Origin of the sequence: Aequorivita marisscotiae, assembly GCF_029814825.1 — a bacterium.
GTDB classification, from domain to species: domain Bacteria; phylum Bacteroidota; class Bacteroidia; order Flavobacteriales; family Flavobacteriaceae; genus Aequorivita; species Aequorivita marisscotiae.
Map to the genome: position 1 here is coordinate 2,596,956 of NZ_CP122379.1, position 16,265 is coordinate 2,613,220.

Sequence of the window (16,265 nt, forward strand, 5' to 3'; positions counted from 1 at the left end):
CTAGCTCAAAAACGGCCATTTAATTATGAAGCTTACTATCTTAGGATGTCATTCTGCAACACCAACAGCCAAAGCGCACCCAACGGCGCAGGTTTTGGAAATGAAGGGACACTTATTTTTAATTGATTGCGGCGAAGGTACGCAAATGCAGCTTCGAAAATATAGAGTAAAGTTTTCGCGAATTCGACATATCTTTATTTCCCATTTGCACGGCGACCATTTTTTTGGATTGCCGGGGCTTATTTCCACTTTTCTACTATTGGGAAGAGAGGCAGAGTTGCACATATACGGCCCAAAGGGAATAAAGCAAGCTATATTATTATTGCTAAAACTGGGTAAAGCATATACTAATTATCCGCTCTATTTTCACGAATTGGAGGAAACCACACCACAACTCATTTTTGAGGATGACAAAGTATCCGTTGAGACCATTCCGTTAGATCATCGCGTTTATACCAATGGATTTCTTTTTAAAGAAAAACCAGATGACAGAAAATTAGATGTTGAAAAGGCTCGAAAACTCAATATCGATTTAAGTTATTACAATAAAATTAAACAAGGTTTTGATGTTGAGAATAGGGAGGGCAAACTAATTTCTAATAAAGAAATTACTTTTGACCCGCCACCTTCAAAAAGCTATGCTTATTGCAGCGACACAGCTTATTATCCACAGATAGTGCCGCAAATTGAAGGCGCCACTGTTTTATACCACGAATCTACTTTTCTGGAAGAACACCACCATCTTTGCGATAAAACCAAACACAGTACTGCAAAAGAAGCTGGAGTGATTGCCAGAAAGGCAAAGGTTGAAACTTTAATACTCGGTCACTATTCTGGGCGTTATGGCGATTTGGAGCTTTTCCGAAAAGAAGCGCAGGAAGTTTTTGAAAATGTGGAATTGGCGGAGGATGGGAGAGTATTTGAGTTCTGAATAATTTATTTGTATTTTTATTGAAACCATCGCCCTGTTATTTAGAGAAACATGAAAAAATCAATACTCTTTTTCTTATTCCTGGCCACAACAATGGTTTGTTATCCTCAATATACAGCGGTGCCCGACCCCAACTTTGAAGATTTTTTAGAAGCCAACGGCATGGGTGATGGTGTACCGGGAAATGGGCAGGTGCTTACTGCAAATATTGAAAACGTAATTACCTTAGATCTTGATTCTCAAATTGGGGTTACAGATTTAACTGGAATAGAGGATTTTATAGCACTCGAATGGTTGGATATTAGTTATAATTTGGTGGAACAGGTAGATCTTTCACAAAATTCAATGCTTAAAACGCTGGGCTGCACATTTAATCCATTGACCAGTTTGGATTTGTCGAGCAATACACATTTGGAGTGGCTTAGCTGTCAAGGCAGTCAATTAACTAGTTTACTGTTAAATAGTCAAATGTTAGTGGTAGTGGAGTGTTTTGAAAATTATTTAACATCACTGGATTTATCCAATGTGCCATCTTTGATTGAAATCGATTGTAGCCAAAATCAAATTTCAGCATTGGATCTTTCTCAGAATCTTTTTTTAGAAGTACTTTCTTGTTCTTCAAACAATATTGCCTCTTTAGACACCTCTAATAATCCGGAGCTTTTTTATTTGGTTTGCGGTAGAAACGATATAGAGAGTTTGGATCTAACTCAAAATCCTGCCCTAACACTCTTATTGGCTCCATTTATGCCCCCATTAAATCATCTAGACCTACGCAACGGCAATAATGAAAATATAGGCTCCTTCAATGTATATGGCACAGACAACTTACAATGTATCTTTGTGGACGACGCCAGTGCTACCTATCTTGACGATTGGTACAAAGATCCGTTTACCACTTTTGTGAACAACGAGGCGGAGTGTGATGCGTTGGGAAATCAAGAATTTGTTATGGCACCATTCAAGATTTTTCCCAATCCGGCAAAAACTTATTTTAATATTTCATCGAAAGTGGAAGGTGAGTACTCATTGATTTCCGTGCAGGGTAAAATAGTGCGTTCGGGCACTCTGAATGTCGGGCTATCCAGAATTCCGGTTGAAGGATTTTTAAGTGGGCTTTATTTTTTAAGAGTTTCAACCGTCAATGGCACGACAACCGAAAAAATAGTTGTGCAATAGTCTTTCAATTTCGATTTCTTTTTCATCGGTAATTTTAATACAGATTTAATAAGCCACTGTTTTATAGCTTCGTTAAAACTCTTAACTTGCGTTAAAACTCAAACAATGGCCGAAAAACTTCACGATTACCGAAAATCTTACGAAAAAGGCGAACTTTCTGAAACGTCCGTTGACGTAAACCCGATGCAGCAATTCCGTACTTGGTTTTTTGAGGTGAAGGATAGTGGCGGTGTAGATGAAGTAAATGCGATGACAATTTCCACAATCGGTACTGATGGTTTTCCAAAGGGGCGCGTAGTGCTGTTGAAAAAATACGACGAATACGGTTTCTATTTTTACACCAATTACAACAGCGAAAAAGGCAAATCAATTACAAATAATCACAAAGTTTCGCTTTCTTTCTTTTGGCCAAATATGGAACGGCAAATAATTATAAAAGGAATTGCTGAAAAAACTTCGGAAGCAGATTCAACCAACTATTTTCATTCCCGGCCAAAGGGAAGTCAGTTGGGAGCTGCTGTTTCACACCAAAGCGAAGTTGTAGCTTCTCGAGAAGTTATAGAAAAAAACTTAGCCGAACTCGAAAAAAAATACGAAAATAAAGAAGTGCCAAAACCCGACGATTGGGGTGGGTTTTTAGTAAAACCTTTTTCAATTGAATTCTGGCAAGGCAGACCAAACAGGTTACACGATAGAATTCGATATACTTTAAAAAATAATGACTGGCTAATTGAAAGACTGGCTCCTTAACAATTTACAGTTTTAAATTGCTGATTTTCAACTTAACACATTTACGAATCCCCAATTAACAAAACAATGAAAACACTATACTTAGTCCGCCACGCAAAATCTTCCTGGAAACACGATGTAGACGATCATAAGCGTCCGTTAAAAGGAAGGGGAGAACGCGATGGTAAACTGGTTTCGGCCAAGGTTGCCAAAACCATTGATCCGCCTCAAAAAATTATTAGCAGTGATGCCACACGTGCCTTAGCTACCGCACATTTTTTTAAAACTGCCCTCAAAATAGACGATGCAGATTTCGAGACAAACCACGATCTTTATGACTTTAGTGGCCAGAATGTGATGCGCATTATAAAATCGTTGCCGGACGGTTTGGATAAAGTTATGATTGTGGGCCATAATCATGCTTTTACTTCGGTAGTAAATATGTTGGGTAATCGCTATATTGATAATGTTCCAACCTGCGGCTTTATTATTTTGGCCTTCGATGAAAAAAGTTGGAGCGATATAACTACAGGTAAAACTGTTAAAACCATCTTCCCACGGGATCTTAAATAATGATCGAAAAAATAGACCCACATACTCAAGTTCGCAATATTTACACCAACCGAGAGTTAAGCTGGTTGCAGTTTAACGCCCGTGTGCTGCAGGAAGCGAATGATAAAAAACTGCCCTTAATTGAAAGACTTCGATTTTTGGGTATTTTCTCAAATAATTTAGATGAATTTTTTAAAGTGCGTTACGCTACCATAAAACGGATTGTTGAAGCCGGAAAGTTAGGTCGTAGTTTTCTGGGCGGTATTTCGGCTAAGGATTTATTGGAAGAAATTACACAGACCGTAATTGCGCAACAAGCACACAGTTTAAATATTTTGAGCGATATCCAAAAAGAATTGCGCAAGGAAAACATTTTTATAATTAACGAAACTGAAATAACGCCCGATCAAAGCAAGTTTATTTCAGAATATTTTATCAGAAATGTTAGTCCCGCCATGATGACTATTATGATTGGCGAATTGGAAGAATTTCCCAGTTTAAGAGATAGTGCCGCATACCTTGCAGTAACCATGGTGATGAGCAAAGACGACGATACGTTTGAAGCAAAACACAATTATGCACTTATAGAAATACCGCGAACTATAGATAGATTTGTGGTGCTTCCGCCGCAAGGGAACAAACAATACGTAATTATTCTGGACGATTTAATTCGCCATTGTTTGCACAATATATTTAGCATTTTTAAATATGAAACCATTTCGGCACATATGATTAAAATTACACGCGATGCCGAATTGGATATAGATAGCGACTTAAGTCGAAGCTTTATAGATAAAATTTCAAAAAGCGTTAAAAACCGAAGTACGGGTGATCCGGTGCGTTTTGTTTACGATAAAAGCATAGATAAAAAAACCCTGCAATTTTTGTTAGACAAAATGGGGATTGATAAAACCGACAGTATTATACCGGGCGGGCGTTACCATAACAGACGCGATTATATGGATTTCCCTAGACTGGGACGGCCCGATTTACAATATGAAAAAATAGAACCCTTGCCTATTCCAGGCTTGAGCTTACAAGGCAATCTATTCGATAAAATAGTAGAAAAAGATTATCTGCTGCATGCACCCTACCAAACATTTATGTATGTGGTTAAGTTTTTACGCGAAGCAGCATTAGACCCCAAGGTAAAATCTATTAAAATAACTATTTATCGCCTGGCCGAAGTTTCGCATATTGCCAGTTCGCTTATCAATGCGAAAAAAAACGGAAAAGACGTAACAGTGCAAATAGAACTGCAAGCCCGTTTTGACGAGGAGGCAAATATTAAATACGCCGAAATATTACAAAGTGAAGACATACGCTTAATTTTTGGCGTAAAAGGTTTAAAAGTGCACTGTAAAGCGTGCCTTATTGAACGAGTAGAAAGCAAAAAAACCGTTAGATACGGAATTTTAAGTACCGGAAATTTTAATGAATCTACAGCGCGACTTTACACAGATTACACCCTATTTACCGCCAACCAAAAAATCTGTAAGGAAATTAAAAAGGTTTTTGAATTTTTTGAAGTGAATTATTTAGTGCGAAAATATCGCCATTTAATTGTTTCGCCACATTATACCCGCAAAGCAATTTACCATTTAATAGATACCGAAATAAAAAATAAAAAAGCCGGTCTGCCAAGCGGCATTAAACTTAAGCTCAACAGTCTTTCAGATTATAAAATGATCGATAAACTTTATGAAGCCAGTCGTGCCGGGGTAAAGATAAAAATGATTGTTAGAGGTATTTGCTGTTTAATTCCGGGAGTAAAGGGTATGAGCGAAAATATTGAAGCCATAAGTATTGTCGGAAAATTTTTGGAACATCCGCGGTTGTTTATCTTTGAAAATGGAGGCGACCCAAAAGTATATATTTCATCTGCAGATTTTATGGGACGAAACTTGGACAATAGAGTTGAAATATCGTGCCCCATCTACGATGAAGATATAAAGAAGGAAATATTGGAAAACTTTGAAATAGGCTGGAGCGATAATGTAAAGGCACGTGTAATAAGCATTAAAAATGATAATGCGTATCTAAAAAATCACAAGCCACCGGTGCGTTCCCAGTTTAAAATGTATGATTATTATTTAAATAAACTTGAAGTAAACTGATTTGTTAAATATTGAAAAATACGGCGCCATAGATATTGGCAGTAATGCTATTAGACTATTAATTGTATCTGTAATAGAGCGGAAGGAGCAACCTACTTTGTTTAAAAAAACTTCCTTGGTACGAGTACCAATTAGGTTAGGAGCCGAAGTTTTTCTCGATGGAAAAATTTCGGAGGCTAGTGCCCATAGAATGGTAGATGCTATTCAAGCTTTTAAGCTTTTAATGAAAACCCACAATATAAAACGTTTTAAAGCTTGTGCTACATCAGCTATGCGCGAAGCCTCCAATGGCCCACAAATTGCTAAATCAATTAAAGAACAAAGTGGCATAGCCATTAATATAATTGATGGTAAAGACGAAGCAAAAATCATAGCTTCTACAGATTTAAAAAACTTAATTCAGGCCGATAAAGTGTTTCTGTATGTAGATGTTGGTGGCGGAAGTACAGAACTTACAGTTTTTGCCAATGGCGAAAATATTAGCTCGCAGAGTTTTAAACTTGGCACCGTTAGACTTTTGGAAGGACTGGTTGATGAAAATGTGTGGACAGACATGGAAACTTGGATTAAAAGGGAAACGAAAGATTTCAGAAAAATCTCACTAATAGGTAGTGGCGGTAATATTAACACCATCTTTAAAAAGAGTGGAAAAAAACTGGGAAAACCACTTAGCTATTTTTATCTCTCTTCGTATTACGAGTTAATAAAATCGCTTTCATATGAAGAGCGCATTACAGAACTGGATATGAATCCAGACCGGGCAGATGTTGTTATACCCGCTACGCGCATTTATCTCTCTGCCATGAAATGGAGCAAAGCAAAGAATGTGTTTGTGCCAAAAATCGGGCTGAGCGACGGTATTGTTCGTAGTCTTTATAATGAAAAAGTTGCAGCCCATACGCAAATTAAAGATTAATAAGCATCCCCACATTATAAAGATAATTCTTCGTCTTTAAATTTTTAGTAGCCTTAAAAACACTCTTGATAAGACAAAATTCAACGCGGTAATATTGGCCACTTGCTGTAAAATATATATAAATTTTATATTTTCAACATAAGTAAAAACGCTTGCATAAAGTTGTGTTGATAGTACCGAATGACTTAAATATTCTTTAATTTTGTTGGGAATATGTTTCGGAAAGAAGCTGAATTTTCAACTTCACTTTTAATAGTGCCGACTAGTCACTTTCAGTATAAAATTTTAAAATAGGCGATTTCATTCTTTTTGAAATTTCGCCTAAAACTTTAATATTTTTCAATTATGAGAATGCAGTTTTTTGTTATCTCGGCCGCATCGTTAATTATAACATTTGCATTGGCCTATTTTTTAAGTTCCAATTGGTATGTGCTGTTTGGCATCGTTTTAATACTAACCATTGTTGGTTATTACGATGTTTTTCAGACCCGGCATACCATCATGCGAAATTATCCGTTGCTCGGCAGGCTGCGCTTTGTACTTGAAGAATTACGCCCTAAAATGTATCAATATTTTATTGAATCGGATATTGATGGACGCCCCTATAACAGAGTAGATAGATCTACCGTATATCAACGAGCTAAAGGCGTTCGCGATACCATTCCCTTTGGTACCCAATTAGATCTTTACTCCGAAGGCTACGAATGGATCTGTCATTCAATTGCACCTAAACCGTTTAATACATTAAATCATGATCCTCGTATATTAATTGGCAATAAGGATTGTAAACTGCCATATTCTGCCAGTATTCTGAATATTTCGGCCATGAGCTTTGGAGCCATTAGTGCCAATGCCGTAAAAGCCTTAAATGCAGGTGCCAAAATTGGCAATTTTGCCCATAATACGGGAGAAGGGGGATTAAGCGATCATCATTTATCGGAAGGTGGCGATTTAATTTGGCAAATTGGAACTGCATATTTTGGATGTCGTACTGAAGATGGAAAATTTAATCCTGAACTGTATGCTGAAAAATCCAAGCACCCGAACGTAAAAATGATTGAGCTTAAAATTTCCCAAGGCGCTAAACCCGGTCACGGAGGTATTTTGCCCGCAGAGAAAAACTCTGAAGAAATTGCGAAAATCAGACATATTAAACCGTTTACTAAAGTAGAATCGCCACCGTATCACTCAGCATTCGATACGCCATTGGAGATGGTAAAATTCATTAAAAAATTAAGAGACCTTTCCGGAGGTAAACCTATTGGTTTTAAATTATGTATAGGATATAAAAGTGAATTTATATCAATTTGCCAAGCAATGGTAGAATTAGATATCTATCCCGATTACATTGCTGTTGACGGAGGTGAAGGAGGTACGGGAGCGGCGCCGCCTGAGTTTAGTAATTACGTTGGCGCACCGCTTATTGACGGTCTTGACTTTGTACATAACATTCTTAGAGGAATGGGCATTCGCCAACATATTAAAATAATTGCTTCAGGAAAAATTAGTTCTGCCTTTCATATAGCGCGTGCCGTGGCATTGGGAGCTGATGGATGCTACCAAGCCCGTGCCATGATGTTGTCCTTAGGATGTATTCAAGCCCTGCTGTGTAACACCAATAAATGTCCGGTGGGTATTACAACTCAAGATCCTAAATTAACGGTAGGTTTGGTTCCGGAAGATAAAAAAGTTCGAGTGGCTAATTATCACGAAAAAACAATTAAAAATTTTGTTGAACTTTTGGGCGCAACAGGTCTAGACGAAACAAAAAATTTAACCCGTTCGCATATTTATCGCCGTATTTCGCTTAACGATATGATTACTTATGAAGAACTTTTCCCTTCTATTAAACCTGGGTCTATGCGCAATGGGGAAATTCCAAAGAAATATGAATTAGATTTTGCATTTGCCGATAAAACACGTTGGGGAATTAATCCGGAAGTTGAATTTTAAAGTGAAGTCCTAAACGTAATAAGGTGAAGGTTATAGAGTTTGGTTTTTAAAACTTAGATTTCTAATTCCTTCATAAACTACGATACTTACTGCATTTGCTAAATTTAGGCTACGAATGTGCGAACTAAAGATAGGAATGGTATAAACTGAATTTAAATTTGCCGAAACGATATTTTTAGGCAAACCAACCGATTCTTTTCCGAAGATTAAAAACATATCGTCTGTATAATCAATAGCAGTGTATAGCTGATTTCCGTGACTGGAAAGATAGACGAATTGCTTTCCTTTATTTTTTGAATAAAAATCGTCCAGGTTTTCATAAATAAAAAGAGAAACATGTTTCCAATAATCTAAACCAGCTCTTTTTACGCGTTTGTCATTTAATTCAAAACCGAAGGGTTTTACTAGGTGTAAATTAGACCCTGACGCCAAACTTAACCTGCCAATGTTTCCAGTGTTGGTGGGTATTTCCGGCTCGATTAATACAATGTTGAATGCCATATTTTAAATTGATTTATGAATATATAAAATGTTTTAAAAAAGTACTGAAATCCTTTTACTAAAAGTATTAATTGTGCAGAGCTAAATTAGCAATGACAGCAAAAATAAACTATGTTTCTTTTTGTAGAAAATAGAAAACTACACCGCCGATAAAATAACAAAAAACATCCCAAATATCTGCAGTATAACGATAGGATTGCTTCGGAAGATAATATTCAAAAAAAACGGCAAACACAATCACTAAACTTAAAATGGTAAACTTATTTAGGCGAATTGTCTTATCTTTTTTTATAAACCATACCCCGTGTAAACCTATTATAGCCACCAACGGAATAGTTAAAAAATCGTTTAAATAATGGTAAATCCAATTAGCCTGAATGCCTGAAGTTACTTTCGAACATTGCACACATAAAAATGTTATAAAAGACAAAAGTGCATACAGATGCAATACTTTTAATGGAAGATGGCGCATCAAATAAATAGAAGTGAAATTAACCAAGCAATAAAACCGCCAATGAGCATTACAATCATCCAAACAGAGCGCAACACGTTAAAAATTCCTCTAAGTAGCCAAAACCTACTATTTTCCCATCGATAAAAAAATGAGCTATTTTCTACTACTTCAGATTTAACGGTTAATTTTTGTTCGGACTTTTTTTCGATGAACTTTCTTTTCGATGACGATTTTTGAGCCTCAATATAGGAACGTTTGTATTTAAGGCTTTCATCGTCTTTTCGCTGGGTCATAATTATAAAATTCAACTGGCAAAAATACAATATATTAGGGTTATAAAGAACTATACCCTCGCTTTACCACGCCATTTACAATTTCTAAATAGTAGCGAAATTGTAGGCAGGAAATGGCCTGCGCAGTATTATTTTCTTTTAAAACTGCAAAACAAAAAATTCTGAAATGTATTAAATGGGGTTTTGTGATCTTCGGTTAAACAGCTAATTTTTTTAAACGTGTCCTTAAATTCAGCTACTAAATTCTCATGGCTGTACCTTGTTATTTCGAGCCCACTGCATTTTAACGGACCTTTTTCAGAAAATGTTCCAATAACCAAATAATTTTTTACTGCTGTGTTTATTGTTTTCTTGTATTTTTCAATCTGCTGTGGATTGGTTAAAAAATGAAAGGCAGCGCGGTCGTGCCAAAGATCGTAAACCGTTTCCGGTTCAAAAGCGGTAATATCGCTTACAATCCAACATACTTTTTTTGCCTTTTCACCCAATCTATCTTGGGCTTTTTTCAATGCTTTAGCAGAAATATCAAGAACGGTAATATTTTCAAAACCTTCATCTAGCAAATAATCTACAAGTTTACTATCGCCGCCACCTACATCTATAATTTTTGCAGTTTTATCTAATTTAAACGATTTAATAAAATTCAATGAAGTTTCCGGAATAGCTTGTGTCCAACTTACTTGATCCGGACTTTTTGTTTCATAGACGGTATCCCAATGTGTTTTTTTATTCATTTGTATTTTTTATTTGTGGCATAAAAATAAATGTCAAGTATAAGCAATACCCCGAAGTATTTTCTTAAAAGTTCTATTTTTAAATATTCTACTTATTTTTCTGAACTTGTTTTAGTTCTTCCTCTTTCATTTGTGCGCCAATAAACGGAATTTTGGGTGCTAAAAAATAGCCTGTTAAACTTGCGAAGAGTATGGGTATAAAATAAGTGAAACCCGTAAGTGTTGCCAAAAGAATAGTGGTGCTCATTGGTGTGCGCGTTACGCAGGCATTAATTGCCGCCATACAACTTACAATTGTTAGGGATAAACTGATGGAAGGAAATACAGTGTGAAGAAGCAAACCCAGCGCCGTACCGCAGAAAAATAACGGAATTATAAATCCACCGCGCCAACCCGATGTTACTGTAATAGCAATGGCAATAATTTTAAAGATTAAAACACCAATTAAAAATTGAACAGTGCCGTTTTCCTGTAATAATTCGTTGATTTCAAAATGGCTGAAATACCTTGTAAGTGGAATATAAAAAGCGATGGTTCCCAGTAAAATTCCACCAATTAGTGTTTTAACGTAAATAGGGGTTTTTAGTTTTCCGAAAATATTTTTAAAAAATTTAGTGCAGAAAATAAATCCCCAACCAACTACAGTTGCAATTACCGCGAAAAAGAAAGCCCATCCAAAATCGAAAAAAGTTTCCATTTGGTAGGCAGGAAGATTCCACATAGGACCCCAGCCCAGTTGAACTATAATAGCAAAAACAATATAACTAAATCCACTAGCTACCAATGCCGGAATAATGGCTTGATAATATTCTACAGCGTGTTTGTGGTGAAGTATTTCCAAAGAAAAAAGGCTGCCTCCCAGAGGTGCGCCAAACAAAGCGGTAAAACCCGAGGCCATCCCAGCAATACTTAGCGAACGTAATTCTTCTCCTTTTAATCTTAAAATTTTTCCCAACCAACTACCTGTAGAACCTGTAACTTGTACCAAGGGCGATTCTGGCCCTAAACTTCCGCCGGATGCTACACAGAGCAGGGAAGAAAGGATCATAGATGGATTGTTTTTTGGGTCTAGTTTTCCCTTATTGAAACGAATGTTGTTTACAATTAGCTGCATTTCGCCCGGATCGCCAATAAAATATATAATTAAACCAGCAAGCAATCCGCATATAGCCATTACGGGAATTACGAGCCACCCTTCGTACCCTCCAAGAAATTCGGTTAAAAACATCAGTACAATCCAATAAGCTCCCGAAATTAACCCGCCAATTAACCCCAATAAGGCCCAAAGAATAAACATTCTACTAAATACAAACGGATTAAACCGAATTGGTTGATCCAGAATGTCGGTGTATTTAACGAGTTTTCTTCTTCGTTTTAATTTCATTGTTAACTACTTATAGCTCAAAAATCCGTGATTAGTTATTGTACCATTTAGAAGGCTTAAAAGAAAATGTTAAATTGAACAAATTTTAATTTAAAGGCCAAAATATAGGGACAAAAAACATAAGCAAAATAAATAAAATTAAAGTTAAGGGCAGACCCACTTTTAAGAAATCTGCAAACTTATATTTTCCGGGACCAAATACTAAAATACACGAAGGTTCAAACGGGGCAATTAGCGAAACCGAGGCTCCCAGCATTATGGCAATAGCGAAGGTTCGCGGATCTGAATTCATCATCACAGCGGTGTCTATTGCTACTGGCAGCACAACTAATGCCGCTGCCGCATTGCTCATGGGTTGGGTAAGTAGAATTACTAAAATTACAAAGCCTCCCATAACGTAAAGAGGCCCTAAGTGACCCAATAGGTTTAAAATGTTCTCTGCTAAAAATTGAGATGCACCCGAATTTTCCATGGCGGTTCCGAATGCTGTCATTCCTCCGATGAGTATTAAGAGTTTCCAATTAATAACTTGGTAAACCCTATCTATATTAATTGCGCCCGAAAGTACGGTTAGCAAGGCCGCTCCTAAAAATGTAATTGATAATGGAGCCCATTCTAAAGTACCTACAATTACGGCTACTAGAAATATTACAGCAGCAAACACCCCTTTTTTCTCTTTGAACATATTTACACGGAAATCGCCAATTATAGAAAAATCGTTAGAATTTCTATTTTTATCTATATCTTCTTGCGTGCCTTGAACTAAAAGGGTATCGCCAATTTTTAAATGAATTCCGCCTATTTTTTGTGAAACAGTGTCGCCAAAACGTTGGATGGCTAAAACTACCAAGTCATAATTTTGGCGAAATCGCGCTTCTTTTAACGACCTATTAATTAGTTGGGAACCTGGGAGAATGAGTAGTTCTGCGAGAATTATTTTTTCGTTTTCTATTTCTTTATCACCAATTGTATCGGCTAGGACATCTAATTCCGGAGTTTCCTTAATTTTAATTAAGTTCTCCACGCTACATTCAACTATTAAAATATCATTCGCCTGAATTCGGGTAAAGCGATGGGGGATAAAATCTTCTTTATTGCGAATAATTTTTAGAATACGTACTTCCTGTTTTGCCAGATCTGAAAAAAATACTGGCTGCCCGATTAAAGTAGATTTCTCCGAAACCACAATTTCAGATAAATACTGAGCAATTTCATAACGCTCATTATAACTTTCTTCTTTGTAATCGGGTAACAATTTTCTGTAAAATAGCACGATGAAAATAATACCCGTAACTAGAAAAATGAGGCCTATAAAGGATATTTCAAAAAAACCTAAAGGTTCTATCCCAGCTTGAACAATGTAACCACTCACCGCAATATTTGTTGATGTGCCAATTAGGGTGCAAGTACCGCCCAGAATAGAGGCGAACGCTACGGGAATTAATACTTTTGACGGACTTATCTTTAATTTTCTGCACATTCCTATTACGGGTCCAGTAACCAAGGCGGTGACGCTGGTATTGTTCATAAATGCAGATAGCGCCCCCGTAATAAACATAATGTAGCCCACAAATAAGGTTTTGCTTTTTACTACTTTTATTAACTGCGATCCAACTTTATCTAACAAACCTGTTTCTGCCAGCGCGCCCGAAATAACGAAGATAGATGCTAGAATAATAATAAAATCGCTACTGAATCCTTCAAAAGCTTCTTGAGGTGAAATGATTCCTGAAAGCGCTAAAACCAAAAGCATACCAAGGGTTACAATATCCACGGAAAACTTTTCGGTTGCGAATAGAACTATTGCTATTACGAGCAAACATATAACAATGGCAATTTCCATACTGAAATTTTTGAAAGGCCATTAAAGATATGTAAAACAAGTAAATGAAAAGTAGGTGTTAAAAAATAAATAGCAGAACAACTAGCCGTGAATAGACTGGTGTTTGCCCAAATCTTTCATTACTTCGGCTTCAAAAGAAAGCAGGTCGTGCCATTTTTGATCCACTTCCTTTCTATCGCCATATTGGCGTGCAAAACCGAGAAACATTGTGTAGTGATTTGCTTCGCTTACCATCAGTTTTCGGTAGAATTCTGCCAGTTCTTTGTCTTCAAGTTCTTCGCTTAACAAGCGGAAACGTTCGCAACTGCGGGCTTCAATTAAAGCGGCGTACAGCAATCTATGAACCAATTGTGTAGTTCTGCTGCCGCCTTTCGGGAAAAAATTTACAATTTTTAAAACATATTCGTCTTTTCTATCGCGTCCCAAAACCCAGCCATTTTCCAAAATTTTGTCGTGTACCATTTTAAAATGGCTTATTTCTTCTTTTACCAAAGCAACCATTTCCTGAATAAGCTCAGTGTATTCTGGAAAGCTCACAATAAGCGAAACTGCGGTGGAAGCAGCTTTTTGCTCGCACCACGCATGGTCGGTTAGAATGTCTTCTATGTTTTTTTCTACAATATTAACCCATCGTGGGTCTGTGGGAAGTTTTAAGCCTAACATAATTATTAACGATTGCTGATTAACGATTTTTGATTTTTTGTACCTTGATATTTATGATATATTATTCCCCGTTTGGGGGCTAGGGGACATTTTACACGTCCAAATCAAATTCCTTGCGAAGCTTTTCGATCGCTGGATTCATTTCTTTTAATTTTTCAAATTTTTCGCGCGTAGTGTAAGCGTATTTTTTTTCGACTGTTTCGTTTACGGTTATGTCTAAATCTATTTCGTAATTCTGCAGTTTATCGCGTAAAAATCCGAGTAATTCATATTTGGCGCGCTCTACTTCGGTTTTAATGGTTTGGTTCGGGAATTCAAGATGTATAATGGAACCATCCAATTTTGGAACCCCCATTGTTAAGTGCGATAACAGATTGTATTTTCCATCGCTTTCTACGTGTGCTGTGTATTCGGTCCATACCGCTTGCATTTCTTCTTCTGAAAAATCGTTGACGGGTAGATTTTCTGCATCCGGTTGGTTTGCGACTATTTCCTGTTGTATTTCCTGCTTTTTTTGAATGCTTTTTAGTGATAGAGCAGATACTTTTTTAGCGTTTCTCTCTGCTAAAATTTGAGGCCTTTCAATTACTTTTTCTGATTCTCCGCTGGTTGTAGATGGTGTGGAGCTGGGTTGGTTGGGTTGATTGTTTTCTGGGGCGTCTACTTCTGAAGGTTCGTTTACTTCATTTTTAATTTGGTTGTTCGTGGCATTAATCGCAGTTTCGGGTTCAGCCTTTCTTATTGAGTTTGAAGCTGCGCTACCTGCAGAGGTTATTTTTTCTGATGTAAATTCTTCACTTTTAAAATGGGAGGGAGGAATAACAAAATGGGTGGCGCCTTTGCTGGTGCCGATTTCACCTACGCGGGAATTAGGCTTTTTTTTTTCGCCCTGAAAAGTCAAGGAAGCAAGTTGCATTAAAGTTAATTCAACCAATAGCCGCTGGTTTTGGCTGTTTTTATATTTTAAGTCGCAGGTATTAGCAATGTCTATTCCTTCAATTAAAAATTGTTGGGTGGTTTTTTGCGACTGTTCAAAATACATGGTTTTAACTTGCTCGCCAACTTCTAATAAACTAATTGTTTCTTGGTTTTTGCAGACCATTAAATCGCGGAAATGGGAAGCGAGGCCCATTATAAAATGATGGCCATCAAAACCTTTGGAAAGGATTGTATTATATGATACCAATACTTGCGGGATATTGTTTTCCAACAGTAAATCTGTAATTTGAAAATACCAAGTGTAATCCAATACATTTAGATTTTCGGTAACAGCTTCGCGCGTAAGGTTTTTTCCAGCAAAGCTAACCACCCTATCAAAAATTGAAAGCGCATCGCGCAAGGCACCATCGGCTTTTTGTGCAATAATGTGCAGAGCGTCGTCTTCGGCTTCTATATTTTCTGCCTTTGCAACTTCGGCTAAATGTTCTTTTATATCGCGAACGCCAATTCGTCTAAAATCGAAAATTTGGCAACGTGAAAGAATAGTTGGTATTATTTTGTGCTTTTCGGTTGTAGCCAGTATAAATATTGCGTGCTTTGGCGGTTCTTCCAAAGTTTTTAAAAACGCGTTAAAGGCATTTGCAGATAGCATATGTACTTCATCAATAATATATACTTTGTATTTACCAACTTGGGGTGGAATACGAACTTGGTCTATTAAATTACGGATGTCGTCCACAGAGTTGTTGGAGGCTGCATCTAATTCAAAAATATTAAAGGCGAAATCTTCATCTACTTTCTCAGTGCCATCTTCATTAATTTTTTTGGCGAGAATACGCGCGCAGGTTGTTTTGCCTACGCCACGGGGGCCTGTAAAAAGCAATGCTTGGGCAAGATGGTTATTTTCTATGGCGTTCTCCAAAGTATTGGTAATGGCCTGTTGCCCAACCACGTCTTTAAAAACGGCTGGCCGGTATTTTCTGGCAGATACAATGAAGTGTTCCATCTTTTTGTTACAGAATTTGGTAATTGGTTACTCAATCATTCCATAGTGAGTAGAGAGCAAATATAAAGATG

General features: G+C 37.0%; 14 protein-coding genes. 7 read left to right on the forward strand and 7 right to left on the reverse strand.

Features of this window, described 5'->3' with window-relative positions:
* The first annotated feature begins 25 nt into the window (after nt 1-25).
* The 7 genes from QCQ61_RS11710 (at nt 26) to QCQ61_RS11740 (ending at nt 8,377) form a co-directional block, all read left to right on the forward strand.
* Nucleotides 26-931, forward strand: coding sequence for a ribonuclease Z (locus tag QCQ61_RS11710; RefSeq protein ID WP_279447833.1), 906 nt, complete (start codon nt 26-28; stop codon nt 929-931).
* A 51-nt stretch (nt 932-982) separates the two neighbouring features.
* A complete protein-coding gene (locus QCQ61_RS11715) occupies nt 983-2,110 on the forward strand; it encodes a T9SS type A sorting domain-containing protein (RefSeq protein WP_279447834.1) in 1,128 nt (375 codons plus the stop codon).
* 105 nt (nt 2,111-2,215) lie between these two features.
* Nucleotides 2,216-2,860: a pyridoxamine 5'-phosphate oxidase gene (pdxH, locus tag QCQ61_RS11720; RefSeq protein WP_279447835.1), complete on the forward strand. Its 645-nt coding sequence runs from the start codon at nt 2,216-2,218 to the stop codon at nt 2,858-2,860.
* 66 nt (nt 2,861-2,926) lie between these two features.
* The gene (locus tag QCQ61_RS11725; protein WP_279447836.1) at nt 2,927-3,412 is read left to right on the forward strand and encodes a SixA phosphatase family protein; all 486 of its coding nucleotides are present in this window, start codon (nt 2,927-2,929) and stop codon (nt 3,410-3,412) included.
* Nucleotides 3,412-5,508 (forward strand): polyphosphate kinase 1, encoded by a 2,097-nt coding sequence (ppk1, locus tag QCQ61_RS11730; protein ID WP_279447837.1) that lies wholly within the window; start codon nt 3,412-3,414, stop codon nt 5,506-5,508. The genes QCQ61_RS11725 and ppk1 overlap by 1 nt, the downstream gene beginning before the upstream one ends.
* Nucleotide 5,509: 1 nt before the next feature.
* Nucleotides 5,510-6,424 (forward strand): Ppx/GppA phosphatase family protein, encoded by a 915-nt coding sequence (locus QCQ61_RS11735; protein ID WP_279447838.1) that lies wholly within the window; start codon nt 5,510-5,512, stop codon nt 6,422-6,424.
* A 345-nt stretch (nt 6,425-6,769) separates the two neighbouring features.
* Nucleotides 6,770-8,377 carry an FMN-binding glutamate synthase family protein gene (locus tag QCQ61_RS11740; RefSeq protein ID WP_279447839.1) on the forward strand — a complete coding sequence of 536 codons (1,608 nt, stop codon included), beginning with the start codon at nt 6,770-6,772 and terminating at the stop codon, nt 8,375-8,377.
* Nucleotides 8,378-8,407: 30 nt separating this feature from the next.
* On the opposite strand, the gene QCQ61_RS11745 is transcribed toward QCQ61_RS11740, so the two are convergent.
* The 7 genes from QCQ61_RS11745 to QCQ61_RS11775 form a co-directional block, all read right to left on the reverse strand.
* Entirely contained in the window at nt 8,408-8,878 is a 471-nt protein-coding gene (locus QCQ61_RS11745; RefSeq protein ID WP_279447840.1) for a tRNA (cytidine(34)-2'-O)-methyltransferase, read from the reverse strand.
* Between the two features lie 471 nt (nt 8,879-9,349).
* Complete coding sequence (locus tag QCQ61_RS11750) at nt 9,350-9,625, reverse strand: hypothetical protein (protein WP_279447841.1); 276 nt, start codon at nt 9,623-9,625, stop codon at nt 9,350-9,352.
* A 128-nt stretch (nt 9,626-9,753) separates the two neighbouring features.
* Nucleotides 9,754-10,359 carry a class I SAM-dependent methyltransferase gene (locus tag QCQ61_RS11755; protein WP_279447842.1) on the reverse strand — a complete coding sequence of 202 codons (606 nt, stop codon included), beginning with the start codon at nt 10,357-10,359 and terminating at the stop codon, nt 9,754-9,756.
* Between the two features lie 88 nt (nt 10,360-10,447).
* Nucleotides 10,448-11,743: a chloride channel protein gene (locus QCQ61_RS11760; protein WP_279447843.1), complete on the reverse strand. Its 1,296-nt coding sequence runs from the start codon at nt 11,741-11,743 to the stop codon at nt 10,448-10,450.
* An 85-nt stretch (nt 11,744-11,828) separates the two neighbouring features.
* Nucleotides 11,829-13,586, reverse strand: coding sequence for an SLC13 family permease (locus QCQ61_RS11765; protein WP_279447844.1), 1,758 nt, complete (start codon nt 13,584-13,586; stop codon nt 11,829-11,831).
* A gap of 81 nt (nt 13,587-13,667) precedes the next feature.
* Nucleotides 13,668-14,249 carry a MiaE family protein gene (locus QCQ61_RS11770; protein ID WP_279447845.1) on the reverse strand — a complete coding sequence of 194 codons (582 nt, stop codon included), beginning with the start codon at nt 14,247-14,249 and terminating at the stop codon, nt 13,668-13,670.
* A gap of 91 nt (nt 14,250-14,340) precedes the next feature.
* A complete protein-coding gene (locus tag QCQ61_RS11775) occupies nt 14,341-16,194 on the reverse strand; it encodes a DNA polymerase III subunit gamma/tau (protein ID WP_279447846.1) in 1,854 nt (617 codons plus the stop codon).
* Between the last annotated feature and the right edge of the window lie 71 nt (nt 16,195-16,265).